Origin of the sequence: Nocardioides baekrokdamisoli, assembly GCF_003945325.1 — a bacterium.
Taxonomy (GTDB): domain Bacteria; phylum Actinomycetota; class Actinomycetes; order Propionibacteriales; family Nocardioidaceae; genus Nocardioides; species Nocardioides baekrokdamisoli.
In genome coordinates this window covers 1,993,753-2,009,135 of sequence record NZ_AP019307.1, presented here as the reverse complement: position 1 = coordinate 2,009,135, position 15,383 = coordinate 1,993,753, and the positions used below count along the sequence as shown (strand labels likewise).

Here is a 15,383-nt window from a genome sequence, read left to right as displayed (position 1 = left end):
TTCATGACGCTCGACGGCACGAACACCTGGGTCCTGCGAGACGGTGACAGCTCGATCGTCATCGACCCCGGCCCGCTGATGGACGCACATCTCGACGCCGTCCAGGCGGTGGCCGGCGACGTGCAGCACGTCCTGCTGACCCACCACCACGTCGACCACAGCGAGGCCGCGAAGGCGTTCGGCGAGCGGGTCGGCGCGCCGGTCAGCGCGCTGGACCCCGCGTACGTCCTCGGGGGCGAGGGCTTGCACGACGGCGACGTCATCACCGCCGGCGACCTGGCGGTCCACGTGATCGGGACCCCGGGTCACACGGCTGATTCGCTGACGTTCTACGTCCCCGAGGATCGCGCCATCCTCACCGGCGACACCGTGCTCGGTCGCGGCACCAGCGTTGTCGCGCACCCCGACGGCAATCTGGGTGCGTACCTGGATTCCCTCGACCGCCTTCGCAACCTCGCCGACGAGCGCGATCTGCAGTGGATCTGGCCCGGCCACGGCCCCGTGATCGAGGATGCGCTCGCCACTCTCGACTACTACGTCGCCCACCGGAAGTCGCGGCTGGAGCAGGTCCAGACCGCGCTGGGGCTCGTGTCGTTCGACGTGCTGCCGGACGACCTGCCACGGACCATCGTCGAGATCGTGTACGCCGACGTCGATCCGATCCTGTGGGGAGCGGCCGAACTGTCGGTACGCGCCCAGCTCGCGTATCTCGGGCGCGGCTGACGCCGACGCCCCGACCCACTATCGTTCGAGCGTGACCGCCGTACGCCTGCACGTTGTCAGCGGCAAGGGCGGGACCGGCAAGTCGACTGTCGCTGCAGCGTTGGCGCTGGCACTGGCCCGCGACGGGAAGAACGTCCTGCTCTGCGAGGTCGAGGGACGCCAGGGCATTGCGAAGATGTTCGGCACCGACCCACTGCCGTACGCGGAGACACGGGTGGCCAGCGGTCTACGAGTCGGCGATGCGCCGGCGGGCACCGTGTACGCCCTCCACATCGACGCCGAATCGGCGCTGCTGGAGTACTTGAAGATGTACTACAAGCTCGGTGTCGCCGGCCGGGCGCTGGACAGGTTCGGCGTGATCGAGTTCGCCACCACCATCGCTCCCGGCGTACGCGACGTGCTGCTGACCGGCAAGATCTATGAGGCCGTCGAGCGCAACACCCGCAACAAGGGCGCGCGGACCTACGACGCCATCGTGATGGACGCACCGCCCACTGGGCGGATCACCCAGTTCCTCAACGTCAGTGAGTCGGTCGCGGGCCTGGCCAAGGTCGGGCCGGTGAAGACCCAGGCCGACACCATGACCCGCCTCTTCCGCTCGTCGCAGACCGCCGTCCACCTGGTCACCCTGCTCGAGGAGATGCCGGTCCAGGAGACCGCCGACGGGGTCGCCGACCTCATCGCCTCGCATCTGCCGGTGGGATCGATCATCGTGAATCAGGTCCGCACCGGGGTGTTGCCCTCCGACTACCTTCCCGCAGCCCTCGCCGGCACGCTCGACCGCACCGCGATCAGCGCGGACCTCGAGCGGGCGGGCCTGGACGCCACCGACACCCTGCTGGACACCTTGCTGCAGGACGGCCAGGCGTACGCCGAGCGCAGCGCCCTGGAGACGGAGCAGGCGAAGATCGTCCATGCGATCGGCCGCCCGACGTACGAACTCGACTTCATCCCGGGCGGGATCGATGTGGACGGGCTCTACGACATCGCCGCCGAACTGGTGAAGCAGGGGCTGGCATGAGCTCGCACGTACGCACCGAGCACCTCGACATCGACGCGCTGCTCGCCGACCGCGACACCCACATCATCGTGTGCTGCGGCTCCGGCGGCGTCGGCAAGACGACCACCTCTGCGGCACTCGCCCTGCGCGCCGCCGAACAGGGCAGGAAGGTCGTGGTGCTCACCATCGACCCCGCACGACGGCTGGCGCAGTCGATGGGGATCGAGCAACTCGACAACACCCCGCGACGGGTTCCCCTCGACGGGATCGCAGGCTCCCTCGACGCGATGATGCTCGACATGAAGCGCACCTTCGACGAGGTCGTCGAGGCGCAGGCAACGCCTGAGAAGGCGCGACAGATCCTCACCAACCCCTTCTACATCGCCCTGTCGAGCTCCTTCGCCGGGACGCAGGAATACATGGCGATGGAGAAGCTCGGGCAGTTGTACGCCGAGGCGCAGGAGCACGGCACGTACGACCTGATCGTGGTCGACACCCCGCCGAGCCGGAGCGCACTCGACTTCCTCGACGCTCCAGAGAGGCTGTCGAGCTTCCTCGACGGGAAGTTCGTCCGGCTGATGCTGGTGCCGGCACGCGGACCGGTACGCCTGATGAGCGCCGGGGTCGGCATGGTGACCAACGCGTTGACGAAGATCCTGGGCGCGCAGATCCTCAAGGACCTGCAGTTGTTCGTGACGGCCCTCGACACCGTGTTCGGTGGCTTCCGCGCTCGCGCGCAGCAGACGTACGCACTTCTCCAGGCTCGCCAGACGGCCTTCGTCGTCGTGGCTGCCCCCGAGCCCGACGCCCTGCGTGAGGCGGCGTACTTCGTCGATCGGCTCGCCGCCGACCGGATGCCTCTGCGGGGGTTGGTGGTGAATCGCGCGACTCCGGTCCACACTGCCGGGCTCACTGCTGCTGCGGCCGCAGCGGCGGCGGAGCGGCTGCGAGGTGGCGGTGGCATCACCACAGGCTTGCTCGACCTGCATGCGAGCCGCGAGAAGGTGGCCGCGCGACAGGTGGCGCTACGTCAGCGATTCGCCGCCGGTCACCCGACGGTGCCGACGGTGGTCGTCCCGGCGCTCGCCGGCGACGTCCATGACCTCGACGGACTCCGCCAGGTCGGCGACCTGATGGCTCAGGCCGAGACCTGAGCCGCTGCAGCCTGCTGCAGCACCGTCGACCACGATGCGACCGGACGGCTGCGCAACAGGGCGCGGCGCTCGCGCTCGGTCATCCCGCCCCAGACGCCCCATTCGATGCGGTTGTCCAAGGCCTCGGCCAGACACTGCACTCGCACCGGGCACGCCGCACAAATGGCCTTGGCCTTGTGCTGGTCAGCACCGGAAACGAAGAGTTGATCGGGTTCAGTGCCCCGACAGGCGGCCTTTGAAGACCATTCGTTGTCCCACATGTTTGCCCCCCGACAACTTGGCAATGCCGGTCAAACTGGACCGTGCCTGACTGAACATACGATCCTTTAGGTGGTCTGGACAGGTCATTAATGACTAGGTCTTGTTAGTCCGAAAGACTTAGAGTCCCCACCGCGTACGCTGTGCGCATGTCGCAACCCGGCGCCAAGACTCCCCGCGTCGGGGCCATGGCGATCATCGCTGCCGCACTCGGCGTCCTCATGGTCGGCGCTGCCCTGCCGTTCGCCGCGCTCGTCGGCTCGATGTCCTCGACGGTGGCGGAGGCGATGGATCACCTGCCTGCCAACTTCGAGACCGGCACCCTGCCACTGACGACGAAGATCGTCGACGCGCACGGCCAACTGATCGCCAACCTGTACGCCCAGAACCGCATCTACATGCCGATCACCAAGATCTCGCCGAAGATGTCGACGGCGATCGTGGGGATCGAGGACGCTCGGTTCTTCCAGCACGGCGCCCTCGACATCCAGGGCACGCTGCGCGCGTTCATCCGGAACACGGCGTCGAACGGTGCCGTCCAAGGTGGCTCATCCATCACCCAGCAGCTGGTGAAGCTGACGCTGCTCAACGAGGCGCGTACGCCCCAGCAGCGTGCTGACGCGATCGCGGACACGTACACCCGCAAGCTCAAGGAGCTCCGCTACGCGATCGCGCTGGAGCGTACGCACTCCAAGCAGTGGATCCTGGAGCGCTACCTGAACACCGCGTACTTCGGCGACGGGGCGTTCGGTGTCGAGGCCGCGGCGCGGCACTACTTCGGGATCAGCTCGAGCAAACTCAACTGGCCCCAGGCCGCATTGCTGGCCGGCCTGGTGAAGAACCCGACCGGCTTCAACCCGGCCGTGTATCCGACCGCGGCGAAGGAACGTCGGGACATCGTGCTCCACCAGCTGGGCGTACTGCACGTGATCACCAGCGATCTGGCAACCCACCTCGAGAAGCAATCGCTCGGCCTCGACATCCACCCCGTCGGCAACGGGTGCGTCGGCTCCCCGGCCGAGTTCTTCTGCGCGTACGTGGTGCGCTACCTGCAGAACGATCCGGCCCTCGGCGCCACCCCGGCCGCACGGCTCAAGCTCCTGCAGTCCGGCGGCCTCACCATTCACACCACAGTCGACCTGCGGTTCCAGGCGGCGGCCGACGCCTCGGTCCACAGGCACGTGTATGCCACCGACAATGCCATCGGTGCGCTCGCCATGCTCGAGCCGGGCACCGGCTACGTACGCGCCATCGCCCAGTCGCGGCCGATGGGGGCGAAGGCGTCGAAGGGACAGACGTTCCTCAACTACGCCGTGCCGACCAAGTACGGCGACTCGGCCGGATTCCAGGCCGGATCGACCTTCAAGCTCTTCGTGCTGTCCAGCGCCCTGATGCAGGGCTTCGCGTTGAGCACGACCTTCAACGCGCTGCCGTCGATGACGTTCCCGAACTCGGCGTTCAACGACTGCCCCGGCGACGGACTGTTCAGCGGCTCCCACACCTGGAACAACTCCACGATCAGCGGGCGAATGAACGCCTACGTCGGCACCCGCGAGTCGGTGAACACCTACTTCGCCCAGCTGGAGCAGAAGACCGGCCTCTGCGCGCCGTACAAGCTCGCTCAGAAGATGGGCGTGACCCTGACCGATCCGCCGACGCAGCGGGTGCCGACCTTCACCCTCGGCGTCGACAGCACCGACCCGCTCTCCATGGCGGAGGCGTACGCCACCGTCGCCGCGCGCGGTCTGCACTGCAGCGCGCTCCCGGTGACCGAGATCGACGACTCCACTGGAGCGGTGGTGAAGAAGTACGACCCGAAGTGTGAGCAGGTGATGCCGCAAGGTGTCGCCGATGCGGTCAACGATGTCCTCCGCGGCCTCCAGCAGCCGGGCGGCTTCGGGTATGCGAACAACCTTCAGCTCAAGATCCCCTCGGCGGCGAAGACCGGTACGAACGAGGCCAACATGTCGGTCTGGTACGACGGATACACGCCGCACCTGGCCACGGTGTCGATGATCGCTGGAGCTGCCGGCAACGGCGACTGGCTCACGCTCAACGGACAACGGCTGGGAGGCACGTACGTTGCCACGGCCCACGGCTCGACCACCGCCGGCCCGATGTGGGGCGACGCGATGAAGGTGATCCAGCAGTGGCTCCCCTCGACTGATTTCGTGAAGCCGCCGGCGAACCTGGTTTCCGGCAGTCCGGTGGTGCAGCCGACCACGACCGCGATCCCGGGGATGATCGAGCCGGACGTCACCGGGCTCACCTACGACTCGGCGCAGTCGATCCTCTCGGGGGCGGGCTACCCCGTCGTACGCGGTCCGAGCGTGCTGTCCGACTATCCGGCCGGCACCGTGGTGGCGCAGTCGCCGGCGTCCGGCGCTCCGTCCGGCACCGTGATCACACTGACGGTGTCCGCCGGCCAGGCGCCACCGTCCCCGCCGCCGACGACGACCCCGCCCACACCGACGGGCTCCCCCACGCGGAAGCACCGGCATTGAGGCCCACCAGTCGGGCAATTTGAGGCAGAATCACCCTCATGAGTGACGCCACCGCAGTTGCGCTGCGGGAGATCGACCCGGCTGAGTTGGGACGGCGGATCAAGACCGCACGCATCGAACGTCGGATGACACAGTCCGCCATGGCCGCCGAGGTCGCCTCGGTGGCCTACGTCTCCAGGATCGAGTCCGGTCAGCGCCGACCGGACATCGACGTCCTGGACGGCCTCGCCCGCAACCTCGGGATCACCACCCGCGAATTGTTGTCCGGTGAGTCCACGCCTCTGCGAGCCCGCGTCCAACTCGAACTCGACTACGCAGAACTCGAACTCAGCACCGGCTCTCCGCAAGCCGCGCGCGACCGGATCTCAGCCCTCGGCGTCGTCGACGACGAGCAGTTGGCTCACGCCGCTGTCCTGCTCGATGCACTCGCGGCCGAGGCCCTCGGCCAGGACCCGTCCGACCAACTCCGCCGGCTCTCCGAGACGGCTACGGGCTACCCGACCCTGTGGCTGCGCGCCGAAGTCGCGCTGTGCCGGGTCTTCCGCGAGGCCGGGCACATCGAGGCGGCGATCCGAAGCGCCGAGGCCGCGCTGGCGAGACATCGTGACGTCGGTCTGCCGCCGACCCGCGAATCGGTCCAGCTCGCCCTGACGCTGGCGTCGGCCTTCCATGTCGCCGGCGACTACGAGAGCGCCCTGCGGGTCTCGCGTGACACCCTCCCGATCGCCGAGAGCCTGGCAGACCATGCCGCGCTCGTTTCGGCCTACTGGTCGGCCAGCACGACGGAGTCGATGGCCGGCAACGTGACCGAAGCGCTCGACCTCGCAGATCGGGCGCTGCAGCACCTCGACGTGGACGCCGACGTCCTGAGCCGGGCCCGTCTGCTGGCCAACCTGGGCATGTTCCAGATGCGGGCACCCACGCCGATGCTCGACGAGGCGCTGTCGAACCTGCACGCCTCCAACGCCTTGATGGACAGCAGCGCCGCAACGGTGGCCGACAAGGAACGCAACCATCTCGCGATCGCGCAGGTCCATCGCCTCGCGGGCCGCTTCGACGAGGCCCTCGAGATCCTGGACCGCCTGGATGCGCGCCGCGAGACGGTGAACCCCCACGTACGCGCCGAGGCGTCCCTGACGCGTGGCCAGGCGCTCCACGAAGCGGGCCGTCCGGGAGCAGCCGAAGCGTTCGGTGCGGCCGTGCTCACGGCGTCCGCACTCGGAGTCGACCGCACCCTGACGAACTTCTGGTACGAGATCGCCAGCACGTTCGAGTCGACCGGCGACGGCACAGCGGCCATCGACGCGTACAAGCGGGCCGCGATCTCGGCAGGAGCCGTGCCGTTCAGCCAGATGGAACGCAGCACGGCCCCTGCCTAGAGCCAGGGTCAGCAGCAGAGATGCGGCCCGAGCAGAGAGAGATGCGGACCGAGCAGAGACGGCGAAGCCGCCGCGACACCTGTGCTGGACACGCCGAGAAGTCCGGTCGTGGCCACCACGATCAACCCCGCCACCGTCATACGAAACCTGGACATGAGATCCCCCTGTGCGTCTGCCGACGGTCACTGTGACCGTCCGGCAATCGCAGGGAACCCCAGATCGACGGGGCCTCGCCGCGTCAGCCTGCCCGGTTGGGGAGAACCCGATCAGGGCCGCTGCCTGTGGAGAAGATCAGGCCAATTGGCGGCGTACCTCAGCGGCCACCGCTCCACCGTCCGCACGGCCCTTGACCTGCGGCGTGACCAGACCCATCACGCGACCCATGGCCGTGGCGTCGGTGGCTCCGGACTCCGCGATGGCGCGCGCGACGATGCCGCTGATCTCCTCGGCCGAGAGTTGGGCCGGCAGGTAGTCAATGATCACGGCAGCCTCAGCCAACTCGCGTTCGGAGGACTCCGGACGGCCACCGTCGGCGAAGGCTGTCGCTGCCTCGCGACGCTTCTTGACCTCCGTGGAGAGCACGGAGATGACCTCGTCATCGGTGAGCACCTTCGCAACCTTGCCGGCGACCTCGGCGTTCGTGAGGGCGGCCAGCACCATCCGGAGGGTCGCCGACCGGACCTCGTCCCGGCCCTTGATGGCAGCGGTCAGGTCGGTACGAAGGCGTTCTTTGAGGGTCACCCGCCCATTGTGGCATCGTGACCGCGTGAGCCTCTCCCGGATTCTTGGCGCCACCGTCGGTGGCGGCGTCGCGGCCGGAGCAGCGCTCGGCGCGTACGGCTTCTGGGAAGCCCGTCAGTACGGACTCAGGCACGAGGTCCTGCCGATCCTTCCGGCGGGAGCACACGACATCCGGGTGCTGCATCTCTCGGACCTGCACCTGGTGCCGACCCAGCGCGCGAAGTTGGAGTGGGTCAGCGCCCTTGCCGATCTGGGCCCCGACCTGGTGATCGACACCGGCGACAATCTGGCCCACCGCGACTCCGTCAGCCCGCTCCTCGAAGCGTTCGGTGGGCTGCTGGACGTCCCCGGGGTCTTCGTCAACGGGTCCAACGACTACTTCGAGCCGAGCATGCGCAACCCGTTCCGTTACCTCATGGCTGACGACGGGACGCGGTACGTGGACGGGCCCCAACTCCCGTGGCGCGAGATGACCGCGGCCTTCCGCTCGGCCGGCTGGCTCGACCTCAACAACGCCGCCGGGCACCTGCTGGTCAACGGCACCCGCATCGCCTTCACCGGCGTCGACGACCCGCATCTGGAATTCGACCAACTGGCTGCGGTGGACGGCCCCGCGGACGCCACTGCTGATCTCCGGATCGGTGTGGCCCACGCGCCGTACGTCCGCGTCCTGGATGCCTTCTCCGCATCCGGGAACGAACTCCTCATCGCCGGGCACACTCACGGTGGGCAGGTGTGCCTCCCGGGCGGCCGTGCGCTCACCACCAACTGCGATCTGCCGACCGAGTACGCCCGGGGGCTACACCGGTGGAACGACTCCTGGCTCAACGTCTGCGCGGGGCTCGGCACCTCGCCGTACACCCGGTTCCGGATCGCGTGCCGACCCGAAGCCGTGATGCTCACCCTGACCGCCGCCTAAGCCGAAAAGGGGCCCTCGATTACGGCTCCAACTCAGGCCTCGGCTATGCTCCTCTGCTTGTGGGCACCGACCCACGGCGGGCTGTGGCGCAGTTTGGTAGCGCGCTTCGTTCGGGACGAAGAGGCCGCAGGTTCAAATCCTGTCAGCCCGACCAAACACCCCCTCTGACCAGCGGAAACGCGGGTCGGAGGGGGTGATTTTTTGGTGGTCGTCCGCGGGTGGCGACGTCGAGGATTCCCAGCTAGAGAAGCTGGTCGAGCTCCGCCAGCAACACCGCCGGATCGATGGAGATGTCGGACATCAACCCAGTCATGGAGCCGCCCGGTGGCACCGCAGGTCCGTCGCCGATGAGGTAGCGGTACTGCGACCCCGACACGTTGTCCACCAGTGACTGGAAGCAGTGCTTCACGAACGTGGGGCCCATCAGGTGCAGGACGCGTACGCCCGCCGGCGACCAGACCAGATTGGTCAGCGCAGCACCGTGGACGCCGATGACCACGTCGGCGGCAGCGAAGGTGTCGATCTGTTCCCGCACCGAGAGGGTGCCGGGGTCGACGCGTACGAAACCGCGGCGCTCCAGCTCAGGCCAGATCTCGGCTTCCTGGTCATAGCGACGGGTGTTCTTCGCGGTGCCGCGGGTGACGTAGATGCGAGACGCGCGAGCATCGGTGTCGCCGGTCAGGAAGCGGTCCCGCAGCCACTCGACCACCCAGGGCGGGGTGATCTCGTTGTCGTTGGGCAGGCTCGGCACCAGGAGACGCTCGGCGCGTACCGCTCCGGCGATCGAGGAGTTGATCAGCTCGTTGGAATCCCATCCGCCGAGCCGGACCAGTTCGCGGTGGTAGCGCGTCGACTGAGGCAGGAACCATCGGTCAGCCTTGTCGCCGAAGGACTGCTCGAGCACCCCGATGCGCGGCAGAACGTCGAGGAGGAAGTGGTAGTAGTTCGCCCCGCCTCCCCGGGCAGCGAGCACGGCCACCGACCCTTCGACGTCGGTGATCTCGGGAAGGCGTCCGGCGAAGTTGATCGGGTGCTCGTGCCAGCTGCGCATGTCCCAGTACTCGCTGGCAGCCATCTCGATGCCGCCGCCCGGCGTGATCACCGCGCCGAGGTCGCCGACGACGATCCCACCAGCGATCTCCAGCGTGTTCAGCGCGGGGAACTGACGGTGGCGCGCCACGTCGAAGGCCCAGTGGTCGCGCCGGATCCCGTGGACCGCGGACCGCTCCACCACCGCGACAGCCGGTCCGGGATGGAACGTGGTCGCAGAGGGTTCAGCGGCGGCCGCCTCGGCTGCCGACGCGTACGCGCGACGTGGAAGACGGCGCTCCCCCACCAGCGGCCCCGCGATGCGGCCGAGCGCGCCGATGAGGAGGCTCAGGCGCCGGTACACAAAGCGCAACATCGGCCACAAGGGCTGCAGTCGCGCGGGTACGCGGCTCAACGCTGACCCTCACGATGGTCGTTCAACGATGCCTCCTCAGGCGGTGCACCTGTCCCGTATCAGTGCGTCACACGGCTACAACGACTGACCTGCGAGAACGTGACGGACGCCATAGCCGCACCGAAGGCAGCCACGTCGGTGTCAGCATTCTTGGACGCTCGTGAAAGGCTGGGCGGCGTGGGAGTGGGGAGCAAGTGGCCGCGTACGTGCGCGCCCGAACCAGGAACGACCGTGGCTGACCACAGCCGCCTCGGTCGGGGCTGGCGCGCGCACGAGGGTCGCTGGCACCCGATCGCCCTCGAGCCGGGTCAGCCGTGCCACGGGTACGCGACTGACGGGGGGCGAGAGTTCCTGGCCCTGTACGTCACCGGCGGGACGATCTGGCTCCAGTCGGGCAGCCGAGCCTGGGACTGCGCGACCATCGACACCGTCACCCAGATCAGCGCGACGTTGCGGACGACCGGGTACGAGCTGCGCTTCGCTGATGGGTCGACCGAACGGATCCGGGTGCGGATCCCGATGTCCGTCGCCATGCGTCGCGTCACCGACGCGCGCTTCGACGTGGTCGACACCTGGTGGGATGACCTCATCAGACTGCTCCCCCTCGGCAGCGCCGGCCACGTGTCCGAGTGGGCTGTCGAGGAGTACGCCCGGTGGAGTGCAGGCTTCCCGCACACCATGAGCGGCGCCCGCCTCTGACCTGCGGACCAGCGGGCATGAGACGGACTCCCGACTCGCGTCGTACGGTCAAGTGGCAGACTGCCAACCGTGGAGCAATCGGACTCGGACAAGCTGCAGCCGCCGTCCCTCGACGGCGTTTTCGCCCGCAAGCGGCGTGAGAGGGAAGAGCGGGAGGCCAACCCGCAGTGGGTGGAGCCGTACGCCGCGCCGGCACCGCCTGCGCCTCAGCCCACCCCGCCTCCGGTCGCAGCGCCGCCCATCGTGCCCACACCACCGCCGGTTCCCGCTCCCGTACCGGACGCCGAGCCCGCCGCCGCGGCGCCCGAGGAGCAGCCCGAATCCGTCCAGCCGGCTCCCGTCGCCATCGAGCCCTCGCCAGTAGCGGCGGAGGAGGTCGAGGAGGATCACGGACAGCGTGCCAGCGAGAGCGCCGTACTCGCTCGCGTGAGTGAGGAGCCGCAGGACATCCGCGAATCTGTCAGGGCCTCGCGCGAGAAGGTTGCCAAGCCTGCGAAGGAGTCGAAGGCCCCCAAGGCGGCCAAGGAACCCAAGCCAGCCAAGGAGCCCAAGGCACCGAAAGCTCCCAAACCCGAGAAGGCGGCGCGTACGCGCCGGATCCCGGCCTTCATCCCGACGAGCATCGCGGGCGCCTGCTCCGGTGGTGTTCTGGTCGGGCTTGTCGCAGCGTTCAACCGGTGGGGCGGTCAGACCGATTCGATCAACGCGCTCGAACTGCTCGGCGCATTCGTGGCCGCGATCGTTGCCGGGTTCATCCTGCTGGTCCTCAGCCGGGTCAAGCACGGCGCAGCGATCTCGTTCCTCGGCGTCGGCCTCGTCGCCGTGGTGCTGATGTTCTTCCCGTCCGACCGGTGGCAGACGCTGACAGGCGGGATCATCGTCGTGGTCGCCACAGCCGTGGCGTACGTGGCCGCCCATCGGATCGCCCGCGAGGCGACCAGCGACTGACAGCTCCCCGTCTTGTCAGACGGCTGGCGGCACCAGCCACACCTCGTCGCCGACGCGGAGCGTACGTCCGTGTGCTCCGGTCACGCTGACCGCCACGTCCTCGGCGTGGGTACGCACCTCGAATCGGGTCTCGAAACCGACCCGGGTCGATCGCTGGATCCGTCCCGCGACCGCGCCGCCGACGGAGCGGTCGGACAGGTCGATGTCGTGGGGTCGGACCAGTCGGCCCTCCAGGGTCGTCACCGGGCCCAGGAAGCTCATCACGAAGTCGTTCGCCGGCTCGTCGTAGAGCTGGTCCGGTGACCCGACCTGTTCGATCCGACCGTCGTTGATCACGACGATCTCGTCGGCCACCTCGAGCGCCTCCTCCTGGTCGTGGGTGACGAAGACGGTGGTCACGTGCACCTCGTCATGGAGGCGGCGAAGCCAGTCGCGCAGTTCCTTGCGGACCTTCGCGTCGAGTGCTCCGAACGGCTCATCGAGCAGCAGCACCGACGGTTCGACGGCCAGCGCGCGGGCCAGTGCCATCCGCTGACGCTGCCCGCCCGAGAGCTGCGACGGCAGGCGATCGGCGAACTGCGTCAGGTGGACCAGGGCGAGGAGCTCGTCGACCTTGGCCTTGATCTCCTTCTTCGGGCGCTTGCGGATCTCGAGCCCGAACGCGACGTTCTTCGCCACGCTCATGTGCTTGAACGCCGCGTAGTGCTGGAACACGAAGCCGACGTTGCGCTTCTGCGGAGGGAGCTTGGTGGCGTCCGACCCGTCGATGCTGACGACTCCGCTGTCGGCGGTGTCGAGGCCGGCGATGATCCGCAGCAACGTCGACTTGCCGCCGCCGCTGGGGCCCAGGAGCGCCGTGAGCGCGCCGGACTGGACGGTCAGGTTGATGTCGTCGAGGGCGACGAAGTCGCCGTAGCGCTTGGTCACATTGCGTACGTCGATGGTCATGAGGAGCTCCTGGAACGTTGCAAGAAGGAGACGAGGGCGATCGCGAGCACCGCGACCACCATCAGGACGAAGGCGATGGCGTACGCCTGGTGTGGTTCGAAGTCGACCTGGAGCAGCGTCGAGATCCGCAGGGGCGCGGTCTGCGACCGCGCGAAGTTGCTGCTGACGACGAGCACCGCGCCGAACTCGCCCAGGCATCGGGCGAGCGTGAGGACGACGCCGTACCCCAGCGCCACCCGGATCGCTGGAAGGGTGATCCGCCGGAACACGGTGACCGGGCCCGCGCCGAGCGAGGCGGCAGCCATTTCCTGATCGGTGCCGATCTCCTCAAGGGTCGGGGCCACCGCCCTGAGCACGAGCGGGAAGCTCACGAAGACCGTCGCCAGCACCATCCCGAGAGTGCTTCCGATGACATCACCACGACCGAGACCGAACCAACCGCCCACTCCGTACACGAGCATCAACGCCAGCCCGACGACGATCGGCGAGACCGCCACCGGGAGGTCGATGATCGCGTCCAGGAGCCTGCGACCGATGAACCGGCGGCGTACGAGCAGGATCGCGGCAGCCACACCGAACACAGCATCGATCGCGGTCGAAATGGCGGCGACCGTGAGCGTACGTTCGAACGCATTGACCGAGGCCGGGTCGGTGATCGCGTTGAAGAACGCGCTCAGCCCGGGCTGGAATGTCCGCCAGACGAGTACGCCCACGGGCAGCCCGACCAGAAGCGTGACGTAACCGACCGCGACGAGGCGCAGGAGGTTCGGCGCGATCCGGGCACTACGCGGCCTGACCACGTCGCACCGCCCTTCTCTGAATGACCGCGAGAGCGATCAACAGGAGCACGCCAGCGACGAGCAGAACCGTGGCGATCGCGGCCGCCTGCTGAGTAGCCGCAGGATCGTCGGCGTTCTGGAGCTTGCCGTAGATCAGCGAAGATGCGACCTCGGTCTTGAACGGAAGATTGCTCGAGATGAGGACCAGTGAGCCGTACTCGCCCAGCGCGCGGGCGAGAGCCAGACCGAGCCCGGTGCAGACAGCCGGCAGCAGCGTGGGGGCCACGATCCGACGGAACGTCGTGGCCGGGCTCGCGCCGAGCGAGTTGGCCGCAAGTTCAGCGTCACGATCCAGGTTGAGCAACACCGGCTGCACCGTGCGCACGGTGAAGGGGAGGGTGACGAACAGCAGGCTGACGAACAGGCCGGCCCGAGCCCCCTGGAGGTTGACCCCGAGCGGACTGTCCACGCCGTAGAGCCCCAGCATCACGACGCCGGTGACGATCGTCGGGAGAGCGAACGGCAGGTCGACGAGGAACTCCAGGACTTTCGCACCGGGGAACCGCTCGCGGACCAGGACCCACGCGATGACGACTCCGGCAACCGCATTCACCAGAGCAGCACCGACGGAGAGGCCGACAGTGAGTTTGAGGGCGGCGACCACTTCCGGGTTGCTGACCGCATGCCAGAACGAGCTGCCCCCGTGGCCGAAGGCGTTGGCGACCACCGCTGCCAGCGGGATCAGGACGACGAGGCTGACCCAGAGGGTGACCATCCCCAACGCAAGCGATGGCCCCCGCCCCAGTCCGGGGCGAGGGCCGTACGCAACCTTCACTTAGCGCTCTCGATGGCGGTCACCAGACCATGGTCGCCAAAGAACTCGGCGTTCACCGCGGTCCAGCCGCCCAGCTGCTTGATGGTGATCAGCTTGGTGAGCGTCGGGTACGGGTCGGCCGGGTTCGCCGCACCGTTCACGGTCCCGGCCTTGACGCCGGTGAGTGCCGGGCGGAAGCCGTGCGCCGCGAAGATGGCCTGCCCGGCGGCGCTCTCGGCGAACGCGAGGAAGTCCTTCGCGCTCTGGGAAGCCGTCGTGGTCACCGCAGCCGGGGTCTGGATCAGGATGTTCTCGTTGGGCACGATGTAGTCGACGTCGGCGCCCTTGGCGCGAGCCGCGATGGCCTCGGCCTCATAGGAGATCAGGACGTCGCCGGTGCCGTTGAGGAACTGCTGCGTCGCGACCGAGCCACTGTCGGCCCGGCTCGTCACGTTCTTGAAGAACGCGGTCAGGTACGCCTTCGCCTGGTCCTTGGTGCCACCGTCGGAGATCACGTGCTCGTACGCAGCGAGGATGTTCCACTTCGCCGAGCCGGACGAGGCCGGGTCCGGGGTCACGATCTTCACGCCCGGCTTGATCAGGTCGTTCCAGCCGGTGATGTGGAGCGGGTTGCCCTTGCGTACGACGATGACGACGACGGAGTCGGCGACGATGCCCTTGGTGGCACCGGAGTCCCAGCCCTCGGCGACCTGGCCCGGGACCAGCTTCTTGAGGTCGGAACTCGTCGAGAAGTTCACGTAGTCAGCAGAGATGTTCCCGTTGGCCACAGCCTTCGCCTGGCTGCCGCTCGGACCGTACGACGCGTTGAACGAGACGCCCTTGCCCGCCGGGGTGGCCTGGAACGCCGTCGCGAGGGCGTCGTACGCCGGCTTCGGGACGCTGTAGCCGACGAGGTTGATGGAGTTGGCGCTCGAGGAACTACCGCAGGCGGTGAGCGACACGACCCCTGCGAACGCGACTGCTGCGTACTTGATCGATGCCTTCATCTGAATACTCCTTGTACCTGGGTAGATTCGTAATGACGGGTAAATTACTAGACTTTGATTTCGGAC

The 15,383-nt window shown here is 67.9% G+C and carries 16 protein-coding genes and 1 tRNA gene; 9 read left to right on the top strand and 8 right to left on the bottom strand.

Annotation, left to right across the window (positions count from 1 at the left end):
• Positions 1-3: 3 nt before the first annotated feature.
• Genes KCTC_RS14840 through KCTC_RS09765 form a run of 3 tightly spaced genes read left to right on the top strand, consistent with a single transcriptional unit; the run spans position 4 to position 2,877 of the window.
• Positions 4-723 (top strand): MBL fold metallo-hydrolase, encoded by a 720-nt coding sequence (locus KCTC_RS14840; protein WP_231998674.1) that lies wholly within the window; start codon positions 4-6, stop codon positions 721-723.
• A 31-nt stretch (positions 724-754) separates the two neighbouring features.
• Positions 755-1,744: an ArsA-related P-loop ATPase gene (locus tag KCTC_RS09770; RefSeq protein WP_125569020.1), complete on the top strand. Its 990-nt coding sequence runs from the start codon at positions 755-757 to the stop codon at positions 1,742-1,744.
• On the top strand, positions 1,741-2,877 hold the full coding sequence (locus KCTC_RS09765; protein ID WP_125569018.1) for an ArsA family ATPase: 1,137 nt from the start codon (positions 1,741-1,743) through the stop codon (positions 2,875-2,877). Before KCTC_RS09770 ends, KCTC_RS09765 begins: the two co-directional genes overlap by 4 nt.
• Here the strand turns inward: KCTC_RS09765 and KCTC_RS09760 are convergent.
• Complete coding sequence (locus tag KCTC_RS09760) at positions 2,862-3,137, bottom strand: WhiB family transcriptional regulator (RefSeq protein ID WP_125569016.1); 276 nt, start codon at positions 3,135-3,137, stop codon at positions 2,862-2,864. The two genes, KCTC_RS09765 and KCTC_RS09760, sit on opposite strands and share 16 nt — an antisense overlap.
• A gap of 147 nt (positions 3,138-3,284) precedes the next feature.
• On the opposite strand from KCTC_RS09760, the gene KCTC_RS09755 reads away from it, so the two are divergent.
• Complete coding sequence (locus KCTC_RS09755) at positions 3,285-5,639, top strand: penicillin-binding protein (protein ID WP_164512564.1); 2,355 nt, start codon at positions 3,285-3,287, stop codon at positions 5,637-5,639.
• A 38-nt stretch (positions 5,640-5,677) separates the two neighbouring features.
• Positions 5,678-7,018, top strand: coding sequence for a helix-turn-helix domain-containing protein (locus KCTC_RS09750; RefSeq protein ID WP_125569014.1), 1,341 nt, complete (start codon positions 5,678-5,680; stop codon positions 7,016-7,018).
• 8 nt (positions 7,019-7,026) lie between these two features.
• Here KCTC_RS09750 and KCTC_RS14745 read toward each other — a convergent pair whose 3' ends face one another.
• Positions 7,027-7,173, bottom strand: a complete 147-nt coding sequence (locus tag KCTC_RS14745; protein WP_164512563.1) for a hypothetical protein — start codon at positions 7,171-7,173, stop codon at positions 7,027-7,029.
• Between the two features lie 136 nt (positions 7,174-7,309).
• Positions 7,310-7,759, bottom strand: a complete 450-nt coding sequence (locus tag KCTC_RS09745; RefSeq protein ID WP_125569012.1) for a GatB/YqeY domain-containing protein — start codon at positions 7,757-7,759, stop codon at positions 7,310-7,312.
• Positions 7,760-7,784: 25 nt separating this feature from the next.
• Here KCTC_RS09745 and KCTC_RS09740 point away from each other — a divergent pair, with 25 nt between their 5' ends.
• Positions 7,785-8,678, top strand: a complete 894-nt coding sequence (locus KCTC_RS09740) for a metallophosphoesterase (RefSeq protein WP_125569010.1) — start codon at positions 7,785-7,787, stop codon at positions 8,676-8,678.
• A gap of 77 nt (positions 8,679-8,755) precedes the next feature.
• Positions 8,756-8,832 (top strand) — tRNA-Pro (locus KCTC_RS09735).
• Positions 8,833-8,919: 87 nt separating this feature from the next.
• On the opposite strand, the gene KCTC_RS09730 is transcribed toward KCTC_RS09735, so the two are convergent.
• The gene (locus KCTC_RS09730) at positions 8,920-10,122 is read right to left on the bottom strand and encodes a glycosyltransferase family 61 protein (RefSeq protein ID WP_125569008.1); all 1,203 of its coding nucleotides are present in this window, start codon (positions 10,120-10,122) and stop codon (positions 8,920-8,922) included.
• 231 nt (positions 10,123-10,353) lie between these two features.
• Here KCTC_RS09730 and KCTC_RS09725 point away from each other — a divergent pair, with 231 nt between their 5' ends.
• Positions 10,354-10,821, top strand: a complete 468-nt coding sequence (locus KCTC_RS09725; protein ID WP_125569006.1) for a hypothetical protein — start codon at positions 10,354-10,356, stop codon at positions 10,819-10,821.
• A gap of 69 nt (positions 10,822-10,890) precedes the next feature.
• Positions 10,891-11,769 (top strand): hypothetical protein, encoded by an 879-nt coding sequence (locus KCTC_RS14740; protein ID WP_164512562.1) that lies wholly within the window; start codon positions 10,891-10,893, stop codon positions 11,767-11,769.
• Positions 11,770-11,784: 15 nt separating this feature from the next.
• Here KCTC_RS14740 and KCTC_RS09710 read toward each other — a convergent pair whose 3' ends face one another.
• From KCTC_RS09710 to KCTC_RS09695, 4 genes are read right to left on the bottom strand one after another with little or no spacing between them, the layout of a single operon-like run.
• Positions 11,785-12,717, bottom strand: a complete 933-nt coding sequence (locus KCTC_RS09710; RefSeq protein ID WP_125569000.1) for a sulfate/molybdate ABC transporter ATP-binding protein — start codon at positions 12,715-12,717, stop codon at positions 11,785-11,787.
• Positions 12,714-13,517 (bottom strand): ABC transporter permease subunit, encoded by an 804-nt coding sequence (locus KCTC_RS09705; protein WP_197715171.1) that lies wholly within the window; start codon positions 13,515-13,517, stop codon positions 12,714-12,716. The genes KCTC_RS09710 and KCTC_RS09705 overlap by 4 nt, the downstream gene beginning before the upstream one ends.
• Positions 13,501-14,331 (bottom strand): sulfate ABC transporter permease subunit CysT, encoded by an 831-nt coding sequence (gene cysT, locus KCTC_RS09700; RefSeq protein WP_269461418.1) that lies wholly within the window; start codon positions 14,329-14,331, stop codon positions 13,501-13,503. Before cysT ends, KCTC_RS09705 begins: the two co-directional genes overlap by 17 nt.
• A complete protein-coding gene (locus tag KCTC_RS09695; protein ID WP_125568996.1) occupies positions 14,328-15,317 on the bottom strand; it encodes an extracellular solute-binding protein in 990 nt (329 codons plus the stop codon). The genes cysT and KCTC_RS09695 overlap by 4 nt, the downstream gene beginning before the upstream one ends.
• Positions 15,318-15,383: the final 66 nt, after the last annotated feature.